This window comes from Thermostichus sp. OS-CIW-29 (assembly GCF_054058195.1).
Map to the genome: position 1 here is coordinate 1 of NZ_JBSSAB010000027.1, position 25056 is coordinate 25056.

Consider the following 25056-nt stretch of genomic DNA (forward strand, 5'->3'; position numbering starts at 1 on the left):
CGAGGGGATTCGGGCGTGGATGGCGCCGCAGGACCAGCCCCATGAGCGCTTTGAGTTCCCTGAAGAAGTCCTCCCCCGCGGCAATGCGCTCTAAACCCACTGAGCTCGCTCGACTTTAGCTGCGGTAGATCCCTAGAGATCTGCTCTGTGAGGATGAGCGCTTGCCCAAGGGATCCCCTGCCGCGGATCCCAGTGGACAGGGAGCCCAACGGCAGGCGCTCGCGTTAACTAAACTTTTTTTGGTGTCTCTTGTTCCTGACTATCATTGGAGGTTGGTCTCTGTGACCTCGACAACATTTGGTTCTGCAGTGGTGCAAGATCGCACCCAAGGCGGATTTGCCTGGTGGGCTGGGAATGCCCGCTTGATTAATCTCTCCGGTCGGCTTTTGGGCGCCCATGTGGCTCACGCTGGCCTGATCGTCTTCTGGGCGGGGGCGATGCTGCTGTTTGAGGTGGCTCACTTCACGCCGGATCGGCCTATGTATGAGCAGGGCCTGATCCTGATGCCCCACGTGGCCACTCTGGGCTGGGGGGTTGGCCCGGGGGGCGAGGTGATTGACACCTACCCCTACTTTGTCATCGGGGTGCTGCACCTGATCTCCAGCGCCGTGCTGGGGTTGGGGGGCATTTATCACGCCATTCGCGGCCCAGAAACTCTGGAGCAGTCTTTCCCCTTCTTCGGCTACGACTGGAAAGACAAGAACAAGATGACCACCATCCTGGGGATCCACCTGATCCTGTTGGGGTTGGGGGCTTTCCTATTGGTGGCCAAGGCCATGTGGTTTGGCGGTGTCTATGACACCTGGGCTCCAGGGGGTGGCGATGTGCGGGTAATTACCAACCCCACCTTGAACCCCGCTGTGATCTTCGGCTACTTGTTCAAATCTCCCTTTGGTGGGGAAGGCTGGATCATCAGCGTCGACAACATGGAGGATGTAATCGGTGGCCACATTTACATCGGCATTATCTGCATTGCCGGTGGGATCTGGCACATCCTCACCAAGCCCTTCGGTTGGGCCCGCCGCGCCTTTATCTGGTCTGGGGAGGCCTATCTCTCCTACAGCTTGGCGGCGGTTTCGCTGATGAGCTTCATTGCCACCTGCTACATCTGGTTCAACAACACCGTCTACCCCAGCGAGTTCTACGGCCCCACTGGCCCAGAAGCCTCGCAAGCGCAAGCCCTCACCTTCATCGTGCGCGACCAGCGCCTGGGGGCGAACATTGGCCAAGCCCAAGGTCCCACCGGTCTGGGTAAATACCTGATGCGCTCCCCCACGGGCGAGATCATCTTCGGCGGCGAGACGATGCGCTTCTGGGATGTGCGGGCTCCCTGGAAAGAGCCGCTGCTGGGCCCCAATGGGTTGGATCTGGATAAGCTGAAAAACGACATTCAGCCCTGGCAAGCCCGCCGTGCAGTGGAGTACATGACCCACGCGCCGCTGGGATCCCTGAACTCGGTGGGGGGTGTGGCTACTGAAATCAACACGGTGAACTTCACCAGCCCGCGCACCTGGTTGGCCGCTCACAACTTCATCTTCGGCTTCCTGTTCTTCGTGGGTCACCTGTGGCATGCCGGTCGCGCTCGCGCTGCCGCTGCTGGCTTTGAGAAAGGGATCAGCCGCGAGAACGAGCCGGTTTACCGGATGAAGCCGATCCGATAAGGGCATAAGTCCCTCTGGAATGTACCTTTGGCCCCCCTTGCCGGGGGCCTTTTTTTGGGCATCCCCCCCTCAAGGATTGGCAGAAAGAAAGTTTGGGGTGGAAACTGAAGAGCGCTGAGTCATCAGAGCAGATGCACAAGATCCCTGTTACCGTCATCACCGGATTTCTGGGATCCGGCAAGACCACGGTGATCCGTCACCTTTTGCTCAACAACCAGGGCCGCCGCATTGCCGTGTTGGTTAACGAGTTTGGCGAAGTGGGCATCGACGGCGAGTTGCTGCGGGATTGCCAACGGTGTGAGGGGGAGGGATCCATCCCCATTCTGGAGCTGGCCAACGGCTGTCTCTGCTGCACGGTGCAGGAGGAGTTTTTGCCCACCATGGAAGCTCTGTTGCAGCGGCGGGCGGAGCTGGACTGCATCCTGATCGAGACTTCAGGATTGGCCTTGCCCAAGCCCCTCGTGCAGGCTTTCCGCTGGCCCACCATTCGTACAGGCGCCACGGTGGATGCGGTGATTACGGTGGTGGATGGTCAGGCTCTGGCCTCCGGGCAACTGGTGGGGGATCCGGCGGCCCTGGAGGCGCAGCGGCAGGCTGACGAAAGTTTGGACCATGAGACTCCGCTTGAGGAATTGTTTGAGGATCAGTTGAGCTGTGCCGATTTGGTGGTGCTCACCAAGGTGGATCAGATTACCCAAGAGGAGCAAGCTCGGGTGGAAAGCTGGCTGCGGCACCACTTGCGCCCTGAGGTTCAAATCCTCCCTTGTGAGCGGGGGCAGGTTCCCCCAGAAGTGCTCTTGGGCTTTAATGCAGCGGTGGAAGACCAGCTCGAGCGCCGCCCCAGCCACCACGATCACGGGGAGGAGCATGAGCACGAAGCTTTTGAGTCTTTCTACCTCAGCTTGGAGGGAGGTTATGAGCCGGGATCCCTGGTGGCTCAGCTACGCCAGTTGGCCCAAGAGGAATGTCTTTACCGGATAAAAGGGTTTGTGGCCGTCCTCCACAAGCCGATGCGCCTGGTGCTGCAGGGGGTGGGATCCCGATTTGAAACCTACTACGACCGCCCCTGGCGACCCCAGGAGCCGCGCTTGACCCGACTGGTGCTGATTGGGCAAAACCTCAACCGCGAGCGCATTGCCGCCCAGCTCCAGGCCTTGGCCATCAGAGAAACGGTGGCCCCCACCGGCTGATCCCTGTCGGAGGCGAGTGGGATCCCTTGGGTCCTCGGCTCTCATCCCCCCGTCCCAGAGGGAAAGGAAGCAGCGTCCAGTTCTACTGTTACTCATTCTACTGTTACTCAAAGGTGGTCTAGAGGTAGGTATCCAAAAGAGAGGCCACGGTGGGGAAGTGGCAGCGCAAACCCAGGGTTTCTGGGGAAATGGCCGGGTAAACAAAATGGCGCTGGCGCAGACAGAACTCATCCCAGGCTGAAAGCCGCACCCGAAATAGAAAGGCCAAGCCGCGAACGAGAGCCGGGGGCAGAGGCACTCGGAAATAGATCCGTTTTTTGAAATAAGCACACATCTGTTCCACACATTCATCCCAGGAGAGGGGGGGATTGCCCAACACCCAATCGCCGCCACCAGGCAGATGGGCCACCCAGTGGGCGACCATCTCAGCCACATCGGCAGCGTGGATAAAGTGGAAGCTGGCATCCACCCGCAAAAAGCGGATCAGATCCAGCCAGCGGAGAACGTCCTTGAGGCCGGCAGTGATGTGGGAGTAGGGGTGGTGGGGGCTGCCGCCAAAGAGCAGGGTGGGATAAAGGGTGAGCAGGCGCTCCGGCCAGAAGCCGCTTTCCTGCCGCCGCAGCAGCATCTCGTACTTGCTGCGGATGTAGTCGGTGCCGGCCCGTCCGGCAATGGCCAAAGGCTCCAGGTCCTGGTTCAAAAGGCTGGCCGTGGAAAAGTAGATCACCTGCTGACAGCGCTCCGGATCCAACAACTGAAAGAGCTCCAGGGTGTGGGTAACATTCACGGCCCAAGCCAGGGCGGGATCCCCCCAAGCTGCCGCCATGTGGATCAGCCCGTCCATCTGGCGCAGCAGAGCGGCGTGTTCCCGGATGCGCAGGAGATCGCCGGGTACTAGGGTGATAGGGGCGGGCAGTCGTTCCAGGGGCAGCCGCAGGCGGCTGGTCTCGCGGATGAGAACGTACAGGTGGTAGGCGGGCTGCTCAGGAAAATCGGGATCCCTTTGCTGGGCCAGGCGCTCCAACACGTAGTGTCCCAGGCAGCCGCTAGCGCCGGTAAGAAACAGGTTTCGCAAGAGGTCTTCCCAACGGGACTCGATGAAAAAAGCTTCTGACTAGTGTACCGCTTCAGCTTCTGTCTGCCGGACTGCCTGAACCCTCAATTCCCCTGCAAGAGAGCCGCTCGGCTTGGCAAACCCCACACTGGAAATTTGCCCGCAAGGATGTCAGCATAGTTCGACAAGAATCCAACTCAAAGAGCATATCCGAATATCCATCTGCATCTGTGGCTGTAACCTCCTCTCCGCCTTCCCGTTCCCGCGCTTTTGACCTTTGGCCTCCCCTGGCCTTAGTTTTGCAGCGGATCACCCAAGCCGTACCGGTGCTGCTGTTGATCACGGTGCTCAGCTTTTTGCTCTTGCAACTGGCCCCCGGAGATTTTTTGGATCCCTTGCGGGCGGATCCCAGTTTCAGCCAGGAGTTTATTGCCCAAGAGGAAGCGCGGCTGGGGTTGGATAAGCCCTTGGTTTGGCAGTACTTGACCTGGCTGGGCAACCTGCTGCAAGGGGATTTCGGGGTGAGCTACACCTATCGCGTGCCGGTAGCACAGCTCATCCTCTCCCGCGCCGGCGCTACCTTGCTGTTGGCGGTGTCCTCTGTGGTGCTGACTTGGCTGGTCGCCATTCCCCTAGGGATCCTGGGGGCGCTGCGGCAGAACACCCCCCTGGATCGGGCGTTGCAGTTGCTCAGCTACCTGGGCCAGGCCATGCCCAGCTTCGTGCTGGCCATTTTGCTGCTAATTGTGGCCCAAAACGTGAGCTGGCTGCCGGTAGGGGGGATGACCAGTGTTTATTTTGCCGAGCTTAGTTTGGGGGAAAAGTTGCTGGATCTGGGCCGCCACCTGCTCCTGCCCACGCTGGCCCTGAGCATCACCAGCTTTGCCGGGCTGCAGCGGATTACGCGCGGCAATTTCTTGGATGTGCTGCGGCAGGAATACATCCAGGCGGCGCGGGCCCGTGGGATCCCAGAGTGGCGGGTGATCTGGTTGCACGCGCTGCGCAACGCCGTCAACCCCTTGATCACGATCTTGGGCTTTGAGTTTGCCAATCTGCTCAGCGGCTCTTTTATTGCCGAGTTTTTCTTCAATTGGCCGGGGCTGGGCAAGCTGCTCTTGGAGGCTGTTCAAAGTTTCGACATCAATGTGGTGATGGCGGGGCTTCTGCTGGGGGCCGTGATGCTCATTCTGGGCAATTTGTTGGCCGATTTGCTCCTGATGTGGGTGGATCCCCGGATCCGACCCGACTCACTGCTGTAGTTAACCATTGCTGCTACGGATCCCTCAAACAGGCGGCTCAATTGTGGAGACAATATCCCGAATCACCGCCTCAGCCTCTTGCCGTCGGTTGCCGGCCATCTCTCCCGACCCGGCCAGAGAAACCCGATGGGTCAGTACCGGCACGAACAGTGCTTGCAGATCTTCTGGTAGACAAAAGCTGCGCCCTTTCACCAGCGCCTGAGCCCGTGCTGCCCGCGCCAAGGCCAGGGCTCCACGGGTGGATACCCCCGCCCGCAGCAGCTTGGACACGCGAGTGGCCTGCACCACCTGCAGAAGATAGTCCGCCAGGGATCCATCCAAATACACCTGATCCACCGCCGACTGAATCTCTCGCAACTCCATCAGGGAGAGAACCGGCTGCAGAGCATCCACCGGCTCGGCCTGTTGCCGTTGCAAGAGTAAAGCTCGCTCTACCTCAGGGCTGGGGTAGCCAATCGACAGCCGTACCAAAAACCGATCCAACTGGCTTTCTGGTAGGGGATAGGTGCCGTGGTACTCCAAAGGATTTTGGGTGGCCAACACCATAAATGGGCTGGGCAGCGGGTAGGTGCGATCGTCCAGCGAAACCTGCTTTTCCGCCATTGCCTCCAGCAGGGCACTTTGGGTGCGGGGCGAGGTGCGATTGATTTCATCCGCCAAGACCACGTGGGCAAAAATGGGGCCGGGACGAAATTCAAAATCCCCTTTTTCTTTGTTGAAAAGGGTGAGGCCAAGGATATCTGTCGGCAATAGGTCGCTGGTAAATTGAATCCGCTGAAACTTGGCTCCCAAACTGTGGGCGATGGCCCGCGCCAAAGTGGTCTTGCCTACACCGGGCACATCTTCAAGCAAAACATGACCTTCCGCAACCAAGGCCGTGACCACCGCCTGCACCACCTGCGATTTGCCCTGAAACACGGATTCGATATTGGCAATCAGCTTGCCAATCTGTTGGTGCAAGGTTTGTAATCGCTCCGCTGGGATCCGTGCTGAACCAGACCGGGTGCTGACACTCGCCATAAACCATTCCCAAAGGGGCCTATTCCACCTTACAGGCTGGATCCCATTGCCAGCTCAGGGCGGGATCCCGCTAAACCCCAGTGAAAAACCGGAGTATCATAGACCTGAGCTCTCCACGAAGGATAACTATCTTGGAACTGTCTTGTAAAAGTGAATATGCTCTCCTAGCCCTTCTGGAATTGGCCCAGCACTACAGTGATGGCCAGGTGCTGCAGATCAAAGAAATTGCGGCCCATCAGTCCATACCCGACCGCTACTTGGAGCAATTGCTGGCCACCTTGCGCAGACAGGGGTTGGTGCGCAGCCAACGGGGATCCAAGGGAGGCTACTTCCTGGCCCGAGCACCCTGGCAGATCTCGCTGCTGGATGTTATCCAGGCCATCGAGGGGGAAGATCTCACCCGCTCCCGCGACTTGCCCTCGGGCGATCTCACCCCAGAGCGGGAAGTGCTCCTGGAGGCCTGGCAAGAGGCTCAAGCTGCGGCGGTAGCCATTCTCCAGAAGACCACCCTACAAGACCTCTGCGACCGGCAGGCACAACAGCAACAGGCTCGGCTCATGTACTACATCTAGGCCAGAGGCTGGAGCTGGGATCCCTGGCAAGTTTTGGGTTATCCTGAAACCCACTGCTTTTCGAATTGAGCCCTTCCATGACCGTTCGCTCTTCTCGCTCTCAGGCTGCCGATACGTTTTCCGCGGAAGATTTTGCCCAGGCTTTAGACAAGCAAAACCTCAGCTTTCAACCGGGGCAGGTGGTGCAAGGCCGCATCTTCCAACATCAGAACGATGGCGCTCTGGTGGATATTGGCGGCAAATCCCCGGCCTTTTTGCCCCTCAAGGAAGCAGGGATCCGCCCAGGGGAAGATTTGAGTGCGCTCTTTCCTTTAAAGACAGAAGCCGAGTTTCTCATCCTGCGGGAAGATGCAGAAGGACAAATTGTGCTCTCGGCGCGGCGGCTGAGGCTGAAGCGGCTTTGGGAAGAGCTGGCCCAGAAGCAAGCCAACGGCCAGACGGTAACCGTTCCGGTGATCGCCACCAACAAAGGGGGGGTGGTGGTGGATGTGCAGGGGCTGCGCGGCTTCATTCCCCGCTCCCACCTCAGCCAACGGGAAAGTCTGGAGGAGTTGGTGGGGCAATCCTTGACAGCAAGCTTTATCGAGGTGAACCCAGAAGCCAACAAGCTGGTGCTCTCCCAAAGGGCGGCTGTAAAGTCGGAGAACCTGAGCCGCTACACCAGTGGCCAAGTGGTGGAGGGCAAGGTCAGCGGACTGAAACCCTTCGGCGTGTTTGTGGATTTGGAAGGGGGGATAACCGGGCTGTTGCATATCAAGCAGGTCAGCCAAAACTTTGTAGCCTCGCTACCGGATTTGTTCAAACCAGGCCAACGCATCAAAGCTGTTGTCATCGATGTAGATGAGGCCAAGGGACGGATGGCCCTCTCCCTGCGGGTGCTGGAAAAGCATCCGGGCGAGGTGCTGGAGCAGCTGGACAGGGTTATGGAGGAGGCCGAAGAGCGGGCCGGTAAACTCAAGGGGAGAATAACATCCGACGGCCAAGTCATCTGATCCCATCTCTGCCTCGAGTTCGGATGCAAAACCTGCAGAGGGAAAGCAAGACGCCTTACGGCAATCAGAGGAAAATCACTTCCAAGGGATCCCATACGGGATCCTTTTTTTCATCCCGTGCTCAACGCCTTACGGCAATCAGAGGAAAATCACGGTACTCTAGTACTACCCTTACTCCTGCAGGGGCCTGTGCTCAACGCCCAGGGGCTTACCCCTGACAATACCATTGGTCTTAGCCCTCTTCAGCCAGGAGGTGATTTTCGGAAGAGTTCCCAGAAGAGGGCTGGATCCCCTACCCCCGCATAGGCAACCTCGAAGGTTAGAGCTTAGGATGGCTTGACCCATCTCCTCTTTATCAGCTCTCTCGCTGCCTATGAACCTGTCATCCATTGCCAAGCCACAGCAGCTTTCTCTTTTGCTGATTGCACTTCAGCTAACTCTGGGAGCGCCGGCGACAGCTCATCCGGTCACCAGTTCTGCAACGGACTCGACGGCGGCGGCCATTCAGCGAGTAACGGAAATTCATGGCGGAGCTGGGCCTTGGGCCGTGGTCGGCTATCGCATGGGGATGCGCGCTCTGCAGGAGCTGGGCTTGATGAGTCCAACTCCCCACACTTCTAGGAACCGTTTTCTGGTGGAGGTCATTCACGAGTCGCCGGCAGAGATCCCGTTCGTGTGCATTGTGGATGGCTTGCATGCTGCAACAGGAGCCAGTTTGGGCAAGTTGAACTTGAAGCTGGTGGAGGTCGAATCTCTTGAAAAAATGCGCAGCGTGGTCATCCACCGAGAGACCGGCAAGCGGGTGGAGTTTCAAGTTTTGCCCGAGTTTATTGACAAATACCAGAACTTGCCCTCGGAACAACTGGCGGCTGCAGGGCAGGAAGTTCTTCAACTGGCCGATGAGAAGCTTTTCCGTCTCGCCATTAGCCCATAGCAGGGAATATCGCTTCGGGATCCCTTCGGCATTCCTGAGCCAATCAGCTCCAGACCCGAGCGGGTGGCCACCTCTGCCGGATGCTCTCTTTCTGGAACTAACTCTGATTATCGTGGGCTCGCTAGGTACCCCCTAAGGGATCCGGGCTTGAGCGAATACATCTTGAGGGATCACCTTTAGACCCGGCAGGAAATCATCTTGAATGGCTTGGGATCCCGTAAAGGTGCGCGGCGGGGCATCGGGATAGAAGACCGTGATGCTCTTGGCTTGGGGATCCACAACCCAAACCCTGGGGATCCCAGCTTCTAGATAATCGGTTGCCTTCTGAGCTATGGCTCCAAAACTCTGGCCAGGAGAAAGGATCTCGATCACCAACTCGGGAATGGCAAAACAAGGTTCATCGGTCATGGCCTCAACCGGCAACCGCTCGTTAGAGATGTAAGTAACATCAGGAACTGGGATCCAGGGTTCCGCTTTTCGTGTCAGAACAATTGCCCACTCAGTATGTGCTGACCCAGGCTTAGGACACTCAGGGCTAGAGCACCAGTCCTCCAAAATTTGCCACAACACCGGTTGGAGACGAGCATGGAAGCGTTTTGGCGACATGGGTTCGTTTTTGGAGACGGCCCGCCCATCGACTAGCTCATAGACAATATCCCCCTCCGGCAAGGCCAGAAACTGTTCGGGAGTTAGCTTTTGACCTGAAATGGACAACTCTGGAGTCGATAGCATCACAGGATCCCCGTTGTTTAGGATGGCCGAATCTCTGTCTAGGCTAGCTCTGACATCCCCCACCTTCACCGTTTTGAAACAGTTGTCGAGCAGGGATCCAAATCCAGCGGCAAGATGGCTCCACTCAATTTTGGGGGTAGAGATCCCCATCTTTCTGGCACCGGCTGAGCAGAGAATGCCACTTTTCGGGAGAGGATAGGGCAACATTCAACCCAGAACCCTCTCCAGGCAAATTGAGAAGGGGGGGGCTTCCAAGCTGCAGTAGCTTGAAGATGCCCGTGCTTCAATGCTTGAAAGCCGTCATCGAGAGGATCCCTATGGCTAATACCCTTTTGACCACTCTAGGCACCAGCCCCTACAGCGAGACGGTGTATGTTTTTGGGGAGCGGAAAGCCGATAGAACCCGTTATGTTGCCAAAGCCCTCTGTCAGCTCTTTGACATCGAGAGGGTGATTGTGCTGCTAACCCAAGAAGCACATGACACCCATTGGAAGCATCTACAGGACTGCCTACCCCCCCACGTGGAGAAAATTGCCAAGGCCATTCCTGAAGGGAAAACCGAGGCAGAGACCTGGCAGATCTTCGACGTGCTGGTTGACAGCATCGAGGCCAACACACGGCTGCTTTTCGATATCACCCACGCCTTTCGCTCCATCCCCGTACTGGTGCTCTTGGGAGCTGCCCTTTTGCGCAAGGCCAAAAATGTAGAGATTCAGGGTCTCTACTATGGTCTGTACCGCTCTGGCCAAGCGGAAACCCCCATTATCGATCTCACCCCCGCCCTTCGTCTTTTGGATTGGCTGACGGCTACCGACAAATTCATCAGCACCGGCTCGGCGCTGGAGTTGGGTCAACTTTTGGATACGGTTCAACGGGACTTTTACCGCCGACAAAAGTCTGGCAAAGGGGATCCCAGACCTACTCGGCTGCAAAGCTTTGGCCGAGCCATCCGCAATGTTTCCCGCTCTCTTGAACTGGTAAGACCTGTCAATCTCCTAAAAGAGGACTTGCCCAATTTGCAAAAGCACTCCACCGCGGATCTGGAGCAAGAGGTGGGTCAATTTGCCAAGCCTTTTGGCCTGCTGCTGCGAAGCATTCAGGATAGCTACAGCCAACTGGCTCTACCCGCGGACAGGGCTTCGGATCCCAAAGCCCAAGTTCAAAAGCAATTTCAACTGCTGCGCTGGTATGTAGAAAAGCGCCTCATCACCCAAGCTCTTCTACTGGCCCGGGAGTGGGTGGTCTCCGCCCTTTGCCTCTGTGAGGGGATCCAAAACTACCTCGAACGAGAAGAGCGGCAGGGAATTGAACACCAGTTGGCATCCCTCATTCCACGAGAAGACCAGCCCCTTGGAGATCCCCCTGCGACTGGCGAATCGGGCCGATCCCTCATCCCACGGGAAGACCAGCCCCAGGCGCTTCCTCCTATTACCGCCCATGTGCCCGACGCCAAGCAGCTTGCCGATCTCTGGTCTCGCCTCAGCCAGTACCGCAACGATGTTGCCCATGTGCAGATGAATCCAGACCCTTTGAACAGCGAAGCTCTAGAAAGCTTTGTTTTGCAAGACCTGCTGCCTGGCCTGGAAGAGCTGTTTCCCAAATTGACCTGGGCAGAAGGGAAGTTGGAAGGGGATCTTTCCACTTCTCCGTAGGCTAAAGACATCGGTTCGCCCTCAGGTTCTGGGTTTTTGGTCAAACAACGGCTATTGAGAAATACTGAAGAAAACTGAGGGCTGGCCGGGATCAGATCGATTTTGTTTTGTAGCTTCTGTAGCCACGACATCGGGTGGCTACCGGGGTTTTGTTCCTTGTTCGAGGAGTTCCTAACTGTTCTGTTTCTCCAGCGAAAACACCATGTCTTACTACTGGCAAGCTAAGCTCTGGGGTCTGTTACATGATCCCGCCCTCAAAGCCCTACACGACAGGACTGGCCGCTCCAAGGAAGGGCTGTGGACCAGACTGGCGGCGATGCAGGGATGGTCTTCTCCCAAAGCCGAGGGATCCCCTCTCAGAGGTGTGGGAGATGCGGATCTCATCGCCTCGGCCAGCGACCGCGCGGCCATTGGCCATTTGCCCATAGCCATCAACTATCAAGTTGAGGATCGCAACTTGGGTCTTGGACTAGAAATGAGCCACTTGCTCTCCGGGCGCAAGCACTTTTGGCAATTGGCCGATGACCAACACCAAGCCCTCAAGGATGCCGGCTCCCGTGCAGACTACCTGATGGAACGGGAGGAGAGCGCCATCCCCGATTGGGTTTGGCAAGAGGAGGATCCCCAAAAAGTGTTTTGGTGGTTTTGGCGGTGCTTTCCCCAGGCCATTTGTCAGGAGTTTGGGGATGAGAGCTTGCTGCTATTGCCGGCAGAAACCCGGCTGCCAGACGGATCCCTGTGGAGCCACGCCAGCGTCACCGCAGCCTTGGCCGGATGCTTGGCCGGCTACGAGGAGCCCAAGTTCGCGCGACCCTTCTTGGTGAGCTTTACCTTCAACCCCATCCAGGAGCTGATCAAAGCCAGCCGCAAGATGCGGGACTTTTGGGCCGGATCCTGGCTGCTGCACTACCTTTCTGCCCGCATGAGTTGGCGGCTTGCCGAGAAATACGGCCCCGACTGTCTGCTCTACCCCAGCCTCTATGGCCAGCCATTAATCGACTACTGGCTGCGGGAGAAGTACCCCGAATTTGAAGAATGGATCCCTCAGCCTTCGCCTAACGCCCTGCTCACCGCCGGCTTTCCCAATGTGCTCCTGCTGCTGCTGCCAGAAGAGCGGGTGGAGGCGGCCATGCAGTTTGCCCAGCAGACCCTCAAGGAAGAATGGAAGCAGTTGGCCCAGAGGGTGCTGGATCACCTGCAGGCGGATCGCCGCTGGCTGAGGCAGTTGCACCCAGAGGATCCCACCTGGCAGGGATGGCTGGAGCACCAGTGGCAGCACTACTGGGCAGCCGTGCCCCTGGGATCCCCGGCTCATGCCCTCAAGGATACCGGCATCCTTAGGCCCCCTCAGGTTTCCATTGATGCGGATCCCTGGGTCAGTGCCCAAAACCGCACCTATCACCTGGGGGCTAAGCAAAAGCTCTTTGCTGATGAGGAGCTGGAGTTTCTGCGGGCTAGCTTTTGGGATCCCCAAAGACAACAGCGCCGCCAATACAAAGCCGGACTCAACGTCGGATCCTGGTGGGCAGCTGCAGTGGAGCAAACTCGGCGCCTACAGGCAGCTTGTAAGCAGGCCCGCGATTGGCAACTCCCCGTTGCCTTTGGGCCGCGCAGCACCGTTTCGGGCTTGGGGCCGGTGGTGCATCCCTCACCGCGGCAGGGGTGGATAACAGAAGGGGAGAGTCGGCGGCTTTGGCAACGGCAGGCCGGGCTCTTCGATGGCCGGGAACAGCTCAATGCCACCGAAACCCTCAAGCGGGGCTTGTACAAAGTGCTGCCGGAGCTCTTCCGCGAGCTGGATGAAGACCAGATTGCCGCTTCCTACCCGGATCTCACCGCTGGCGTAGCCGGCTACCTCAAAACCCAAGGGCGACGGGAACGAGAGCACTTCGAGCAGGCCTGTCAGGCAGTGGAGGCCCGCTACCCGGAGGTCAGGGCAGTGCTGCGGGAAATGCGGGGCAAATGGGGGATCCCGTGGGCCGACCAGCAGGAGCTGTGCTACCATCCCCGTCTGCTCAATGCCGGTTGGCTGGTGGAAGACCTGGAGCTGGACGAGGAAACGCAAAGAAGCTACCGGCAGGACATCGAGACGCTTCTAGGCCGCTACTACCCCAGCGTTAACCCCGCCAGTTGGTACGTGCTGGCTGCCGGGGATGGGGACGACATGGGCAAATGGCTGAGGGGCGAGAAGATGAAATCCTACTACGACTATCTGCCTCAACCCCTACAGCGGCTGGCCAACGGGCAAACGGAAGCCATTGGCGAGGTCTTTGGCAAGGACAAGGAGGAGCTGGAGCAAGTCAAAGACGCTTTTCAGAAGTTTGTCAAAAACAGCCGCAAGCGCATGGGGCCTGCCACCCACAGCGCTCTAAGCCGCGCCCTGCTGGATTTTTCCGGCCAGTTGGTGCCCTACCTAACAGAGCAACGCTATGCAGGCAAGCTCATCTACGCCGGTGGGGACGACGTTTTGGCCTACACCAACCTCTGGGAGTGGGATGGCTGGCTGTGGGATATTCGCCAGTGTTTCCGGGGGGGAGAGGATGACTGGCGGGAGTTTGAGAACCTGGGGGACTACTGGCAGTGGAAAAAAGGGCGGCCTCCCGAAGGTTTGAGCCAGCGCCCCCTCTTTACCCTGGGATCCGCAGCCACCATCAGCTTCGGCGTGGTGATTGCCCATCACTCGGTGCCTCTGGCCATTGCCCTGGAAAACCTTTGGCAGGCGGAAGAAGAAGCCAAGGGCCACCTCTATGCCCATGGCTGCCCCAAAGACAGCGTGCAGGTGCGGGTGCTGTTTGCCAATGGCAACCAACTGGTGAGCACCAGCAAGTTCGACACGTTCGACAAGTGGAAGGATCTCCTTGATTTTGACTGGAAGCTCATGGGCCAGCAGCAGGATCAAAGCTCCTTGTTTGAGCAGGCAGCCCAACTGTGGGAGCAACATCCTGCCCCCAGCCCAGAGGCGGTGCCAGCCTGGGCCACGCTCTTTTGCAGCCGCCGGGATCTCTTCAAACAGGAATCGGAGCAGAAAGAGCACTTCCAGAACAAGCTTGTGGAGTTTATCCAGCATTTTTGGCAGCACAGCCTGCCCGCCCAGCCCCAGGAGTGGGATCTGGAGATCAAAAACTGGTTCAAGCTGGCAGCTTTTGTGCTGCGCAACCGCACCGTGAAATTGGGGAGGAACGGCCGATGAGTTGGTTTACCCTATCACCCTTGGATGTGTGGATGTTTCGGGATGCCAAGCCCTTTGCGCCGGGAGAGCGGGCCTGGGCCAATAGCAGCTTTCCCCCCAGTGGCCACACCTTGGCCGGGGCTGTTCAAGCCTACCTGGGCCAGCCGATGACGCTGCGGCTGCGGGGCCCCTTTCTCTGCCACGACGAAAGGCTCTATTTCCCCGCCCCTCTGCACCTGGAAGACGGATCCCCCCTTGTCCCTGTGCCTTGGTTGGACGAGAGGGATCCCTACTTCCATTGCCACTGGGATCCCACCCGGCCAGCCCCGTTGGTGTCCCTGAGGCCAGCAGAGGAGGAACCCGAAGGCAGCCAGAGCAGCAAGAAGAAAAAAACGGGAGGCTATCTGCCCTTCGAGGCGGTGCAAAAGGCGCTGGAAGGCAAAGGCTGGGATCTCAGCCAGGCCGTTAAGCCACCGCTGAAGTATGAAGTGCGGCCCCACAACACCCTGCAGGTGAGCAAGCGGCAAGTGCGAGAAGCCGATGGCTACTTTGTGGAGACCTGTATCCGTCTTCAGCCGGGCTGGAGTTTGGCCCTTTCCATCGAGTGCTGGGATCCCGATCGCGAAGCCTGGGATCCCCTACCCCTTACTCAGGAAGCAGTGCTGCGGCTGGGGGGAGAAGGCCACGGTGCCTTGCTAGCCCCTTGTCCGAAGCTGCAGGAGCAGTGGCAGCAGTTGCAGGCCCTTTCTCAGGCCGCCTTTTGCCAAGCCGGACGCGCTTTGGCCTACTTGGTGACCCCAGGTGTGTTCATCAAAAAGGTGGACGGGCGTTCCCTCTGCCGCGCCTGGCCGTGGGAATGGCGATTGGCCACTCCCCATCCTGCTCACTCCCTCACCGGCCCCCTGGTGAGCGTGGCCACCGGCAAGCCCGTTGCCATCAGTGGACGCCTGCGGGTGGATCGCCCCCCAGAGCAGCGGCAGATGAGCCTGCCCGCCCCCCAAGTTTTTGCCGCGCCCCCTGGCAGTATCTACTACCTGGAGCAGCCGGCCCTCCTCAACCAAGAAGAGCCCGAGCTAGAAGATGGCCGGCTCAACGTGTTCCACCGCTGGCGGCTGTTGGGCTATAGCGAGCTCCTATGGCTGCCTTGGGCCAACTGAGTTTTGCTTTCAGTCCTTGAATACTTACTCGCAAAAGGAGCCCATCCATGACTTTTCAGATTGCCTACCTCCATCTATTGACTCCCCTGCACACCGGCGGCACCACCCAAGAAGGAAACCTCTTGGGGATTGCCCGCGAATCCCACACCCATTTGCCCTACATCCCTTCCAGCACCATTCGGGGCAGGTTGCGGGCCAGCGTGGCCGATAAAGACAAAAAATTTGAGCTCTTTGGCAACGAAATTGGGGAAGGGGATCAGCTGACCCAAGGATCCATTTGGATTGGGGATGGCTCTTTGCTGTGGATCCCCGTGCCCTCCCTTAGCCACGGGGTGGTGTGGATAAGCTGCCCGCTTCTGCTCAAGCGCTGGCTGCGGCTAACAGACCAGAATCTGTCAGTGCCGGATCCCTACAGTACGAGCTTGGGCACTAACCGCCCCATTTACCTCAAAGATGCCATTCTCAAGGAGGGTCTCAAACAATGGTCGGAATGGAAGAGCTACACCAAAGGCCCCAACATCAGTCGCGTGATTGTTTTACCCGATCAGCACTGTGCCACCCTCATTCAAATGAGCCTGTGGCGGCAGGTGAAAGTCAAGCTTAGCGAGCACAAGGTTGTGGAAGGAGGCTTCCGCTATGAAGAGGCCATTCCTCCCGATAGCTTGATGTACTTTACCTGGGGGGTTACAGCCCAAGCAAGTGGCAGTTCTGAGGAGGCAATGAAAGAGCTTCGAGATCTGCTGCAATCCAACCAGATTATGCAGATTGGCGGCCAGGAAAGCTTGGGCCGAGGCTTTGTGGAGCTGTCTTTGAACTAGATCTCAACCTAGGAGGGAGGTTTTATGAATAGCTTTGACCCGCGTACATTGGCCAAGCCCGTTTACGAATCCCTGTGCCAGCTCAGAGCACAAACCAAGGATACAGAAAGGCTAAAAGAGCAGAAGAACCAGGCTGTGGAGCTGTACACCTATCTTTCCACCTGGGGTTTGCTGCGCCTCAAGGCCGAAGAAGATGCCCTTAGCCAAGAGGGCAAAAAAGAGGTGGTCAAGGAGTTTTTCGATTGCCTAGAAAAGATCTCCGGTCAGAATGGAATCTCCAAATCCGACGGCCTAGATCGCCTCATGAGATTAGAAGTTGAAGAGTACCTGGGCTTAACAGGACTGGGACTTGCCTTGGCGCAAGAATTCAGCTTCTGGGCTACAGCCATTTACCATGACGATGACGTTAGCGGAGGGGAATAATGAGCGTAGCCATTCCAATCCAGTCTATTTCCCTGTGTGAAGGAAGCCAAGTGGTCATCCATTCGCTGACTTGGCAAGACTTTGAGAGCATTTTGGAGGAGTTAGGGGAAGACCGCCACACTCGCGTTGCCTATTACAACGGCACTTTAGAGATTATGTCTCCCTTATCCAAACACGAGCGCCCTCATCGCATTGCCGGCCACATTGTCTCAGCCATTCTCGATTCTCAAGGGAGAGACTGGGAAGACTTTGGCTCAACAACCCTTAAAAAGTCTGGCAGTGCTGGGGTGGAGCCTGACACCTGCTTCTATGTCAATAACCTGGAGCAGATGCGAGGGTGTGAGGGAAGAATTGATGTTGATCTATTGCCCCCGCCTGATCTGGCCATTGAGTCCGACATTACTTCCCGAACCTTTATCGATGCCTATAAAGCTATTGGCGTGCCGGAAGTTTGGATCTTGGGTGAGCGAAGTTTACGGATGTTTATTCTGCAGGGAGAAGACTACGTAGAATCGAGCTGCAGCCGACTTTTCCCAGACTTCGACATCCCCAGGCTTGTGCCTCAACTCATTCGACGCGCCTTAGAAATTGGCACCAGCGCTATGTTGCGCGAATTTCGGGAAACGCTTCGCAATTCCTAATACTGCTTTCCAGCTTTAGGAGAAGATCAAATGCCTAGCAATCGTCCTGCCAACGCTCCACAACCCCTTCCCCGTCCCGGAGGCTCGCCCCAGCAGCGGGATCCCAGCCGTCTGCCAAGTTCAGGAAGTCGAGGAGGAGGCCATCCCCCCAATCAGAGAGGGGGGAGTGGTGGTGGAGGGGGCGGCAACCATTCCCAACCTTCTCCCTGGTTAGGACATCCCTCGGATCCCAGTCCCAACCCAGATCCGACGGCGAGCTTTATTGAATATCTGCGGTGGATGAGAGCTCCAGCAACTCCTTTCAAAGACGGAACCAAAGTCGATCTGGTGCACCAAGTAGAAGCAAAGGCAAACTACGGAGCGCGCCTGCAAGTTCTAAATGCTCGCATCAAACGCATTGCCGGAGAAGAAAACACTTTTCAGGTCACCTGTCCCTGGCGAATTCGGGTGGGTGGAGCCAAAGGCCCGGAAAGCATGCTGCTGCCCGCTTTTGATCACTTGGGGATCCCCTACATTCCCAGCTCCACCTTGCGGGGGGTAGCCCGCACCCAGGCTATTCGAGAGTTGATGCGGAAGCACAACCTGTCTTGGAAAGAGGCGGATAAAGCAGTGGCACCCTGGCTTGGGCACCTGGAAGCTGAGGATAAAGATAGTGCTGGCAAGGTGATCTTTTTGGATGCCTACCCCGTGCCAACCCGGCCTCAAAGACAAGGGGATCCTGATAATTCCAAAACAGGAGGTCTAGCTGTCGATATTGCCAATAATATCTGGAAGTGGAACGGTCAAAATCTTGAATACTCACCTAATCCCAACCTCTTCTTTTCTCTCAAGCAAGCCACTTTTTTGATTGGCCTGCGCAAAGGCCCAGGCTGCACCGACGAGATGTTAGCCCAAGTGAAAGAATGGCTTATCCGCGGGCTGGAGCAAGGAGTGGGATCCCAAGTCAATACCGGCTACGGTCGGCTGATTCAAACTGGCAAAACTCTATCTCAATACAAGGGAGAATTCTTACGACTGCCTTTTGAGCTGGAGGGTCAGTTGATCCACGGGCGGCAAGTGGTCAACTGGAGACCTGATAGGAACCGGTATGACAACAAATCAATTGCCGAAGTCCGACCGGTAGCCTTTAAGAACATGCTGCGCTACTGGTTTCGAACCTTTGCCCTGGGTGTTTTGCCCGTGAAGCAGGTGCAGGAATGGGAGGGGCAACTTTTTGGGGCCATCACTCCCCAGCAAAAACACGGCTGGATCCATGTGGATCTTTTGAAGGGGCGAGTAACTCAACCAGAGCCGGAACCCAACCAAGCGGGAAAGGGAGAAGGGATCCTCATTCTCAGCCTTTCTGAGGAGTGCCACAACCATGCTTCAAAGGAGAAGCAGGAAGCAGTGCAAAAGCTCTTTCGGAATCTAACCTGGATGCTGTTTCACCTGGGAGGTATTGGCCAGGGGGCAAGAAGGCCCTGCTACTCTCGCCAAGACCGCGGTAGAGCTCCTTGGTGGCGGGGATCCACCCTCATTCCCAACTCCGAAGATTCATTTTGGAATCTGCCAGAGTCGGTAGAGGAATTCCAGAAACTCTTTCAGAAGCGGCTGCGGGGCTTTTTTGAAGCACTCCAGGTTTTGACTGGGCAGGCCATTGATCCCAGCAATCCCGGGAGCTTTGGTCAGGTCAGCAAAGAAAAGTTGCCTGAAGCTGTGGATGCCCATTGCAGGATTGTAGTCTGCAGCGGCCCAAAAGAGTTTAATAAGCCCTATGCTTTGGCTGTTTTGCACAAGGTAGGCAAGATAGCGCCAGGAAAATACGACAAGTTTCTCTGCGGCGACACAGGCACGCCGTCCCCTGTCTGGATTGCAGATTTGGATGACTATCAGGTGGTTACCGTTTTTGGGGCAACGGTGAATCCTAGGAAAAGTTATCTTGAACAGCTCAGGAAAAATGCTGATGATTTTGGAATAATCTGGCCCTTGAAGTAGAGATCTTGGAGAATCTCTGGAGGAATAAAATGTCCAAAAAGAGGATCAATGCCAAAGTTCTTAGAAACCTTGTTACAGCTGTGGTCAACGGCTCGATCACGCTGGCCATCCTGCTAATTGCTCCCTTGGGATTGGCAGCCGTGATTACCAATACCGTTCTTGTCATGATTGCCAGCTTCTTTTCGGGCAGTCTGGCCGAGATCGTGATGGATTTCTTGTCAAGTCCTGAAATTGATGTTGAGATTTTACCGGAGCGTGGCCGCTCTAAACCCGGCAATGCCATAGATCAGAGGCGAGGCGCTGAAGATCTGCGTCGTCATGACGAATAATGCGAACTTTATATGTCTCTCAGCAGGGGTGTAGGCTTAGCCTTAAGCAAGAGTTCGTAATGGTCTATTTGGGCGAGTCGCTCTTGCAGGAGGTGCCTCTACCCTTGCTGGAGCAAATTTTAATCTTTGGCCGATCCCAGGTCACCACAGACGTAGTGAGAGCGTGCCTGAGGCGGAATATTCCTATTGCCTATCTCTCGCGGCTGGGCTACTGCTACGGTCGCCTTATTCCCATTGCAAGGGGCTACCGCCGCTTGGCCCACTTGCAGCAAGCACTGCCGGAGACATGGCGATTGCAAACGGCAGCCCAGATGGTGCGAGCCAAGCTTCTCAATAGCCGAGTGCTGCTGATGAGGCAGCTCAGGCAGCGCCCCACTGAGACAGGGGATCTGACCCTGCGCAGTCTGGAACATTTGGCTGCTCAAGCTCTTGAGGCCAAGTCTCTAGATCAATTGCGGGGCATTGAAGGAGCGGCTGCGGCTCTGTATTTCCCGGAATTGGGAAATTGCCTTCAGCAAAGGGGCTTTGTTTTGCTTAACCGCACTCGACAGCCGCCCACTAACCCGGTTAATGCCATGCTCAGCTTTGGCTACATGGTGCTCTGGAACCATCTATTAACCCTGATTGAGCTGCAAGATTTGGATCCCTATCAGGGTTGCTTGCACGCTAGCAGTGAACGCCATGCTGCTCTGGTTTCGGACTTACTGGAAGAATTTCGGGCGCCTATTGTAGATTCAATAGTCCTCTGGCTGATCAACAAGGGCATTATGAACATCGAAGAAGACTTTGAGTATCGCGATGGTGGCTGTTTTCTAAGTGATAGTGGCAGGAAAAAGTACCTTACAGCTTTCATCCAAAGAATGGAGGGATCCATCCAAACCCCCGATGGGGATCAACCCCGCTGGGATTTGCTGACGCAGCAGGTTAAGAAATTTAAGCATTCTGTCTATAATCCTCAAGACCTGTATCAGCCTTACCGGATTCGCTGATGTTTCTTTATGTCGTTACCTACGACACCCCTTGTGATAAGCGCCGCAAGAAAATTGCCGACCTGCTAGAAGGCTACGGCAAGCGCGTGCAATACAGCGTGTTCGAGTGTGTCCTCGACAAAGACAAGTTCGAGGAGCTCAAGCTACGGCTCCGGAAAAGGGTCAAGCCCGATGAAGACAGCGTCCGCTTCTATCCCCTCACCAGCCACGCCCTTGACCAAGTGGAAATCTGGGGTGGGCCCCCCTTAACTGCACCCCCCCACTCGATCGTTGTCTAGCTCAAGCAACTCTCCACCCACTTCAGTACTTGATGTTCTCAAAAGCACACAAAAACGGTATCAACGCTTTTGCGAGCGCCTCGCCAAAACCCGCAAAGGCCGATTCTTTCGTTGACCCGCTCGATGCCTTGCGCCACAAGGCTTTCAGGCCTCTCACCCCCCTCTCCCAAGCTCTTTTTTGCCCTCTTCGACCGACCCCCTCGCAAATGGGTCTTGCATTCCTTGCCCTGCTTGGGTTTAATAGGGGTAGAGTTCCCCCTTCGGGGGGATCCCTAGAAATTGGAAACAGCACCAATGCTGCCAGCGGTGACAGCCCTGGTAAAGTTCCCCCTTCGGGGGGATCCCTAGAAATTGGAAACAAAGAAAAAGGAGTTTTGTTTAAGTCTGCAAATAAGTGTTCCCCCTTCGGGGGGATCCCTAGAAATTGGAAACTATTAGCCTAGATACGGGCACCTCTTTGTGAGGCGGACGTTCCCCCTTCGGGGGGATCCCTAGAAATTGGAAACGTTCATACAATCCTCCTTAGGCAGTGAGAAACTGTAACTGGTTCCCCCTTCGGGGGGATCCCTAGAAATTGGAAACAAATAGAGCTACACGTGAGTTGACATAACACTTGGGTAGTTCCCCCTTCGGGGGGATCCCTAGAAATTGGAAACAAGACTCGGGACACTATGCTGTCCCGAATCCAAGCAGCGTTCCCCCTTCGGGGGGATCCCTAGAAATTGGAAACTCCCCTCCCATTTGGGTGACGTCGACGGGATTCATATGTTCCCCCTTCGGGGGGATCCCTAGAAATTGGAAACTCGCGTTCTTGGCTGGACCAAATACAGTGGTTTGCCGTTCCCCCTTCGGGGGGATCCCTAGAAATTGGAAACACTCCTTATATAGTACTAGCCTACCCTAAGTATGGGGTTCCCCCTTCGGGGGGATCCCTAGAAATTGGAAACCAATACCACAACATCCCTTTGGTATTGTAGGCATAGTTCCCCCTTCGGGGGGATCCCTAGAAATTGGAAACTTCTCCCCTAATGCATATTTGTGTCCGCCTTTCACGCGGGTTCCCCCTTCGGGGGGATCCCTAGAAATTGGAAACCGCCGTTTGCGAGACATCATTCAACTCCTTTTTGAGAGTTCCCCCTTCGGGGGGATCCCTAGAAATTGGAAACATTCGATCTCCGCTCCTTCTAACTCTGGCGGGCAGTTGGTTCCCCCTTCGGGGGGATCCCTAGAAATTGGAAACTTGATAATCATGACTACCCCGTCTAACTCGGGTAGCCGTTCCCCCTTCGGGGGGATCCCTAGAAATTGGAAACGTTTCGTCTTCGTACTCTACTTCTGCCCCCTCAAGACCTGTTCCCCCTTCGGGGGGATCCCTAGAAATTGGAAACCTTGCGGATCCGTGTATACAGCGCGGTGCTTCTGGGTGTTCCCCCTTCGGGGGGATCCCTAGAAATTGGAAACTACGAACAAGCTGCAGTTGCAGCTGCCCTCATGTCCTGTTCCCCCTTCGGGGGGATCCCTAGAAATTGGAAACTCGTCAAGGGCGTGGACAGTTTCCACCCGTCCCTTCCACTGCGGTTCCCCCTTCGGGGGGATCCCTAGAAACTGGAAACTAGAGAGAGCTACCTTAGCGCTGGATCCCCATCTCATGTTCCCCCTTCGGGGGGATCCCTAGAAATTGGAAACTCCCCTGTGTGTTTTGGGTCATATATGTATGCGAGCAGTGTTCCCCCTTCGGGGGGATCCCTAGAAATTGGAAACGCTCGGTACTGTAGCATTGCCCGGAGCTTCTCCCAGTGTTCCCCCTTCGGGGGGATCCCTAGAAATTGGAAACTTGGTTAAACGTGTCGCCAGGGGAGCAACCGAACTAGACACACTTCTCAAAAGGAGCCTACAATGTCTAAGCGCACTATTTGGACTCCGGACGAGTGGCTCGAAGCAGCGAAAGCTGCATTTGAGTCTGCGTTCGGCGATTCCTACAACGAAGAAAAGCCGGTGGCTCCGGCTCAACCAAAGCCAACTCCTGTTTTGTTGCCCAAGCCTGTGCGGGTTCCAAACCGTGCGGGTAAGGGTGCAAGTGTGACGATAGCCCAGATCCGCAAGGCTCAAGTTCCCCCTCCGGGGGGATCCCTAGAAATTGGAAACTTGTAGATAGTGATCATTGGAGTAACCTCCATCGACTACACTGTTCCCCTTTCGGGGGGATCCCTAGAAATTGGAAACACCCAACGCTGTTGGGAAGCGTTCCAGTAATATCGCGTTCCCCCTTCGGGGGGATCCCTAGAAATTGGAAACCCTATAGCCACAAAAAATCCCCCGCCAATAAGGCGGGGTTTTTCCTTCGGGGGGATCTATAGAATTGGAAACCTAGGGATCCCCAGTTGGAAAGAAATTGGAAACAGAGAAAAGATTAGAGTAAAGCCGGTGCTGCTCGGCAGAGGCCAGGCAGCGCTGTTGGTGCTCAGGCCACTCCTGGAGGACTAGTTTTTGTTGTTCCTGGAGAAGGGTTTGTAGGTCTGAGTCTGCAGGCAGCTCGCCTTGCAAAACCTGCAAATCGTTAAAGCGGCCCAGTTGATCCTGCAAGCATTTCAGGGTTGCTATCCAATCTTGCATGGTTTCCCCGTAAAAGGGCGCAAAAAACTCCACCTGATAGCGCAGCCGTTTGGTGGCCTTGCGCAGCTCGTGCAGTTGCTCAGCCTGGGCTTCCGTTGCGGGGAAAGCAGGGATCCGCCAGCCTGGCTGCAGCAGCCACTGGGCCAGCAGGGGAGTCAGCAAGTGGGGCAAGCTTTCCGGCAAAGGCAGCTCCGCCTGGGGCTTATAGCGGGGGTGAGCCAGCCACTGCTCGCAGGCAGCTTGAAACGCCAGGAAGTCAGCATCTTCAAGAATGCGGCGGGAGCGTTTCTCGGCTTGGGTTCGACGTTGCTGCAGATCTTGTTTTAGCTTCTCCAGTTCTGCCTGCTGGGCTGCCGGGATCCCTTCCCAGCAAGGTTCCTGCAGGATTTCCAGCAGCACGTCCAGATCCCGCTGCTTGCCCAAAGCACTGGCCAGCTTTTGCAGGCGTTTGGGCTTGAGAGGCTTGGGCAGCCGGACGGATCCCTGAAATACCTGCACCCAAGTGCCAATACGGCGCAGGGTCACCCGGATTTGGTGCAGAGACTCTGCCGCTTCTGGATGCTGGGTCAGAACTCGCTTTACGTGTTTCTGCAGCCGCTGCCATTGCTGGCTCAACAGCTGGTGGGCCCAGGCGGCCACGGTTGGCAAGGGCGCAGATGAGGGCAAGGTCAAGTGCAAGGACTCCGTCCCGCTGACGCGAAAGGACTCCGTCCCGCTGACGCGATCGGTTTTCAGCTCAGCAGCAACAGCGTCCACAGCCAGTCTCCTCTACCCAAAACGAGAACCAAGAGGGCAGCAGGCTCTTTTCACATAGGTCATCCAGCCTAGCTTGAGGTTACCCCCGCCTCTTCCTTTTTAACCTAATCTTAACCTTGGTAAACCGAGCAGGCTGTGGCCAGGGAAACTGTCGCGAGCTTTGGCCTGTCGCGCCATTCCCGTCAGCGGAACAGAGTCTAGGGCTCCCGGCCTGCTGTCGCAAGTGGTAGGCGGGGTTCGACCACTGACCAGAGGCGGGCAGCCACCTCTGCCGGGGATCCCTGGGCTGAAATGCGGACAATCCGCTGGGGTTCTGCGGCAGCCAGAGCCTGGAACCCTTGGTAGACGCGGCGGTGGAACTCCAGGTGTTCTTGTTCGAGCTTGTCGCAAGACCCTGTTCGCGCCAGCGGGCCGGAGGCCTTCCGCGCCAGCCCCACCTCTGGGGGGAGATCCAGCCACAGGGTGAGGTGCGGCTGCAACCCGCCGGTGGCTAAGTGGTTGAGCTGGCGGATCTTCTCCAAGTCCAGCCCCCGACCGTAGCCCTGGTAGGCCAGGGTGGAATCGGTAAAGCGGTCGCAAACCACCACCTGCCCTGCCGCCAGAGCCGGCGCGATGACTTTGCTCACGTGTTCAGCCCGATCCGCCGCGTACAGGAGCAACTCCGCCAGAGGGCTAAAGGGATCCCCGTGCAGCAACAGCTCCCGCAGCGTTTTGCCCAGCGCCGTGCCCCCCGGCTCGCGGGTACACAGGCAAGCGTAGCCTTCTTGGCGCAGCCGCTCAACCAAGAGGGCCTGTTGGGTGGTTTTGCCCACCCCTTCCCCGCCTTCTAGGGTGATGAACACA

The 25056-nt window shown here is 56.8% G+C and carries 21 protein-coding genes, 1 pseudogene and 1 CRISPR repeat array; of the genes and pseudogenes, 17 read left to right on the forward strand and 5 right to left on the reverse strand.

The genetic code is table 11. The annotated features are described in order from the left end of the window. From ACVWZJ_RS10025 to cobW, 3 genes and pseudogenes are all read left to right on the forward strand, one after another. Positions 1-94 (forward strand): annotated as a pseudogene (locus ACVWZJ_RS10025) (photosystem II protein D2); the annotation flags it as partial. A 187-nt stretch (positions 95-281) separates the two neighbouring features. Continuing rightward, complete coding sequence (gene psbC / locus ACVWZJ_RS10030) at positions 282-1661, forward strand: photosystem II reaction center protein CP43 (RefSeq protein WP_369791763.1); 1380 nt, start codon at positions 282-284, stop codon at positions 1659-1661. Between the two features lie 131 nt (positions 1662-1792). Next, a complete protein-coding gene (gene cobW / locus ACVWZJ_RS10035) occupies positions 1793-2851 on the forward strand; it encodes a cobalamin biosynthesis protein CobW (RefSeq protein WP_457395951.1) in 1059 nt (352 codons plus the stop codon). 118 nt (positions 2852-2969) lie between these two features. Here cobW and ACVWZJ_RS10040 read toward each other — a convergent pair whose 3' ends face one another. Further along, positions 2970-3926, reverse strand: coding sequence for an NAD-dependent epimerase/dehydratase family protein (locus ACVWZJ_RS10040; protein WP_457395952.1), 957 nt, complete (start codon positions 3924-3926; stop codon positions 2970-2972). 209 nt (positions 3927-4135) lie between these two features. On the opposite strand from ACVWZJ_RS10040, the gene ACVWZJ_RS10045 reads away from it, so the two are divergent. Continuing rightward, the gene (locus ACVWZJ_RS10045) at positions 4136-5164 is read left to right on the forward strand and encodes an ABC transporter permease (protein ID WP_457395953.1); all 1029 of its coding nucleotides are present in this window, start codon (positions 4136-4138) and stop codon (positions 5162-5164) included. A 24-nt stretch (positions 5165-5188) separates the two neighbouring features. Here ACVWZJ_RS10045 and ACVWZJ_RS10050 read toward each other — a convergent pair whose 3' ends face one another. Further along, positions 5189-6184 carry an AAA family ATPase gene (locus ACVWZJ_RS10050; RefSeq protein WP_414342457.1) on the reverse strand — a complete coding sequence of 332 codons (996 nt, stop codon included), beginning with the start codon at positions 6182-6184 and terminating at the stop codon, positions 5189-5191. A gap of 131 nt (positions 6185-6315) precedes the next feature. Here ACVWZJ_RS10050 and ACVWZJ_RS10055 point away from each other — a divergent pair, with 131 nt between their 5' ends. From ACVWZJ_RS10055 to ACVWZJ_RS10065, 3 genes are all read left to right on the forward strand, one after another. Beyond that, entirely contained in the window at positions 6316-6756 is a 441-nt protein-coding gene (locus ACVWZJ_RS10055) for an RrF2 family transcriptional regulator (RefSeq protein ID WP_457395954.1), read from the forward strand. Positions 6757-6833: 77 nt separating this feature from the next. Next, positions 6834-7748: a S1 RNA-binding domain-containing protein gene (locus ACVWZJ_RS10060; RefSeq protein WP_457395955.1), complete on the forward strand. Its 915-nt coding sequence runs from the start codon at positions 6834-6836 to the stop codon at positions 7746-7748. Between the two features lie 373 nt (positions 7749-8121). Next, on the forward strand, positions 8122-8682 hold the full coding sequence (locus tag ACVWZJ_RS10065; RefSeq protein WP_049749561.1) for a formylmethanofuran dehydrogenase subunit E family protein: 561 nt from the start codon (positions 8122-8124) through the stop codon (positions 8680-8682). A 132-nt stretch (positions 8683-8814) separates the two neighbouring features. Here the strand turns inward: ACVWZJ_RS10065 and ACVWZJ_RS10070 are convergent, their stop codons facing one another. After that, entirely contained in the window at positions 8815-9564 is a 750-nt protein-coding gene (locus tag ACVWZJ_RS10070; RefSeq protein ID WP_457395956.1) for a Uma2 family endonuclease, read from the reverse strand. A gap of 167 nt (positions 9565-9731) precedes the next feature. Between ACVWZJ_RS10070 and csx2 the strand changes: the two genes are divergently transcribed. From csx2 to cas2, 10 genes are all read left to right on the forward strand, one after another. Beyond that, complete coding sequence (gene csx2, locus ACVWZJ_RS10075; protein ID WP_457395957.1) at positions 9732-11066, forward strand: TIGR02221 family CRISPR-associated protein; 1335 nt, start codon at positions 9732-9734, stop codon at positions 11064-11066. A 202-nt stretch (positions 11067-11268) separates the two neighbouring features. Then, positions 11269-14256 carry a type III-B CRISPR-associated protein Cas10/Cmr2 gene (gene cas10 / locus ACVWZJ_RS10080; RefSeq protein WP_457395958.1) on the forward strand — a complete coding sequence of 996 codons (2988 nt, stop codon included), beginning with the start codon at positions 11269-11271 and terminating at the stop codon, positions 14254-14256. Beyond that, positions 14253-15392 (forward strand): type III-B CRISPR module-associated protein Cmr3, encoded by a 1140-nt coding sequence (locus tag ACVWZJ_RS10085; protein ID WP_457395959.1) that lies wholly within the window; start codon positions 14253-14255, stop codon positions 15390-15392. Before cas10 ends, ACVWZJ_RS10085 begins: the two co-directional genes overlap by 4 nt. A 47-nt stretch (positions 15393-15439) precedes the next feature. Beyond that, entirely contained in the window at positions 15440-16210 is a 771-nt protein-coding gene (gene cmr4 / locus ACVWZJ_RS10090; protein WP_457395960.1) for a type III-B CRISPR module RAMP protein Cmr4, read from the forward strand. A gap of 24 nt (positions 16211-16234) precedes the next feature. Next, entirely contained in the window at positions 16235-16633 is a 399-nt protein-coding gene (locus tag ACVWZJ_RS10095; RefSeq protein WP_457395961.1) for a hypothetical protein, read from the forward strand. After that, the gene (locus tag ACVWZJ_RS10100; RefSeq protein ID WP_457395962.1) at positions 16633-17274 is read left to right on the forward strand and encodes a Uma2 family endonuclease; all 642 of its coding nucleotides are present in this window, start codon (positions 16633-16635) and stop codon (positions 17272-17274) included. Before ACVWZJ_RS10095 ends, ACVWZJ_RS10100 begins: the two co-directional genes overlap by 1 nt. A 30-nt stretch (positions 17275-17304) precedes the next feature. Next, entirely contained in the window at positions 17305-19248 is a 1944-nt protein-coding gene (locus tag ACVWZJ_RS10105; RefSeq protein WP_457395963.1) for an RAMP superfamily CRISPR-associated protein, read from the forward strand. Positions 19249-19277: 29 nt separating this feature from the next. Further along, positions 19278-19577, forward strand: coding sequence for a CRISPR-associated protein Csx18 (gene csx18 / locus ACVWZJ_RS10110; RefSeq protein WP_414341792.1), 300 nt, complete (start codon positions 19278-19280; stop codon positions 19575-19577). Beyond that, positions 19577-20566, forward strand: a complete 990-nt coding sequence (gene cas1, locus ACVWZJ_RS10115) for a CRISPR-associated endonuclease Cas1 (protein ID WP_457395964.1) — start codon at positions 19577-19579, stop codon at positions 20564-20566. The genes csx18 and cas1 overlap by 1 nt, the downstream gene beginning before the upstream one ends. Then, entirely contained in the window at positions 20566-20844 is a 279-nt protein-coding gene (gene cas2 / locus ACVWZJ_RS10120; RefSeq protein ID WP_011431332.1) for a CRISPR-associated endonuclease Cas2, read from the forward strand. Before cas1 ends, cas2 begins: the two co-directional genes overlap by 1 nt. Before the next feature lie 251 nt (positions 20845-21095). Beyond that, positions 21096-22679: a CRISPR direct-repeat array (repeat unit 36 nt; unit sequence GTTCCCCCTTCGGGGGGATCCCTAGAAATTGGAAAC). A 532-nt stretch (positions 22680-23211) separates the two neighbouring features. On the opposite strand, the gene ACVWZJ_RS10125 is transcribed toward cas2, so the two are convergent. Together ACVWZJ_RS10125 and tmk are read right to left on the reverse strand one after the other, a co-directional pair. Continuing rightward, positions 23212-24213, reverse strand: a complete 1002-nt coding sequence (locus ACVWZJ_RS10125) for a CHAD domain-containing protein (RefSeq protein WP_457395965.1) — start codon at positions 24211-24213, stop codon at positions 23212-23214. A gap of 197 nt (positions 24214-24410) precedes the next feature. After that, complete coding sequence (tmk, locus tag ACVWZJ_RS10130; protein ID WP_414418065.1) at positions 24411-25055, reverse strand: dTMP kinase; 645 nt, start codon at positions 25053-25055, stop codon at positions 24411-24413. Between the last annotated feature and the right edge of the window lies 1 nt (position 25056).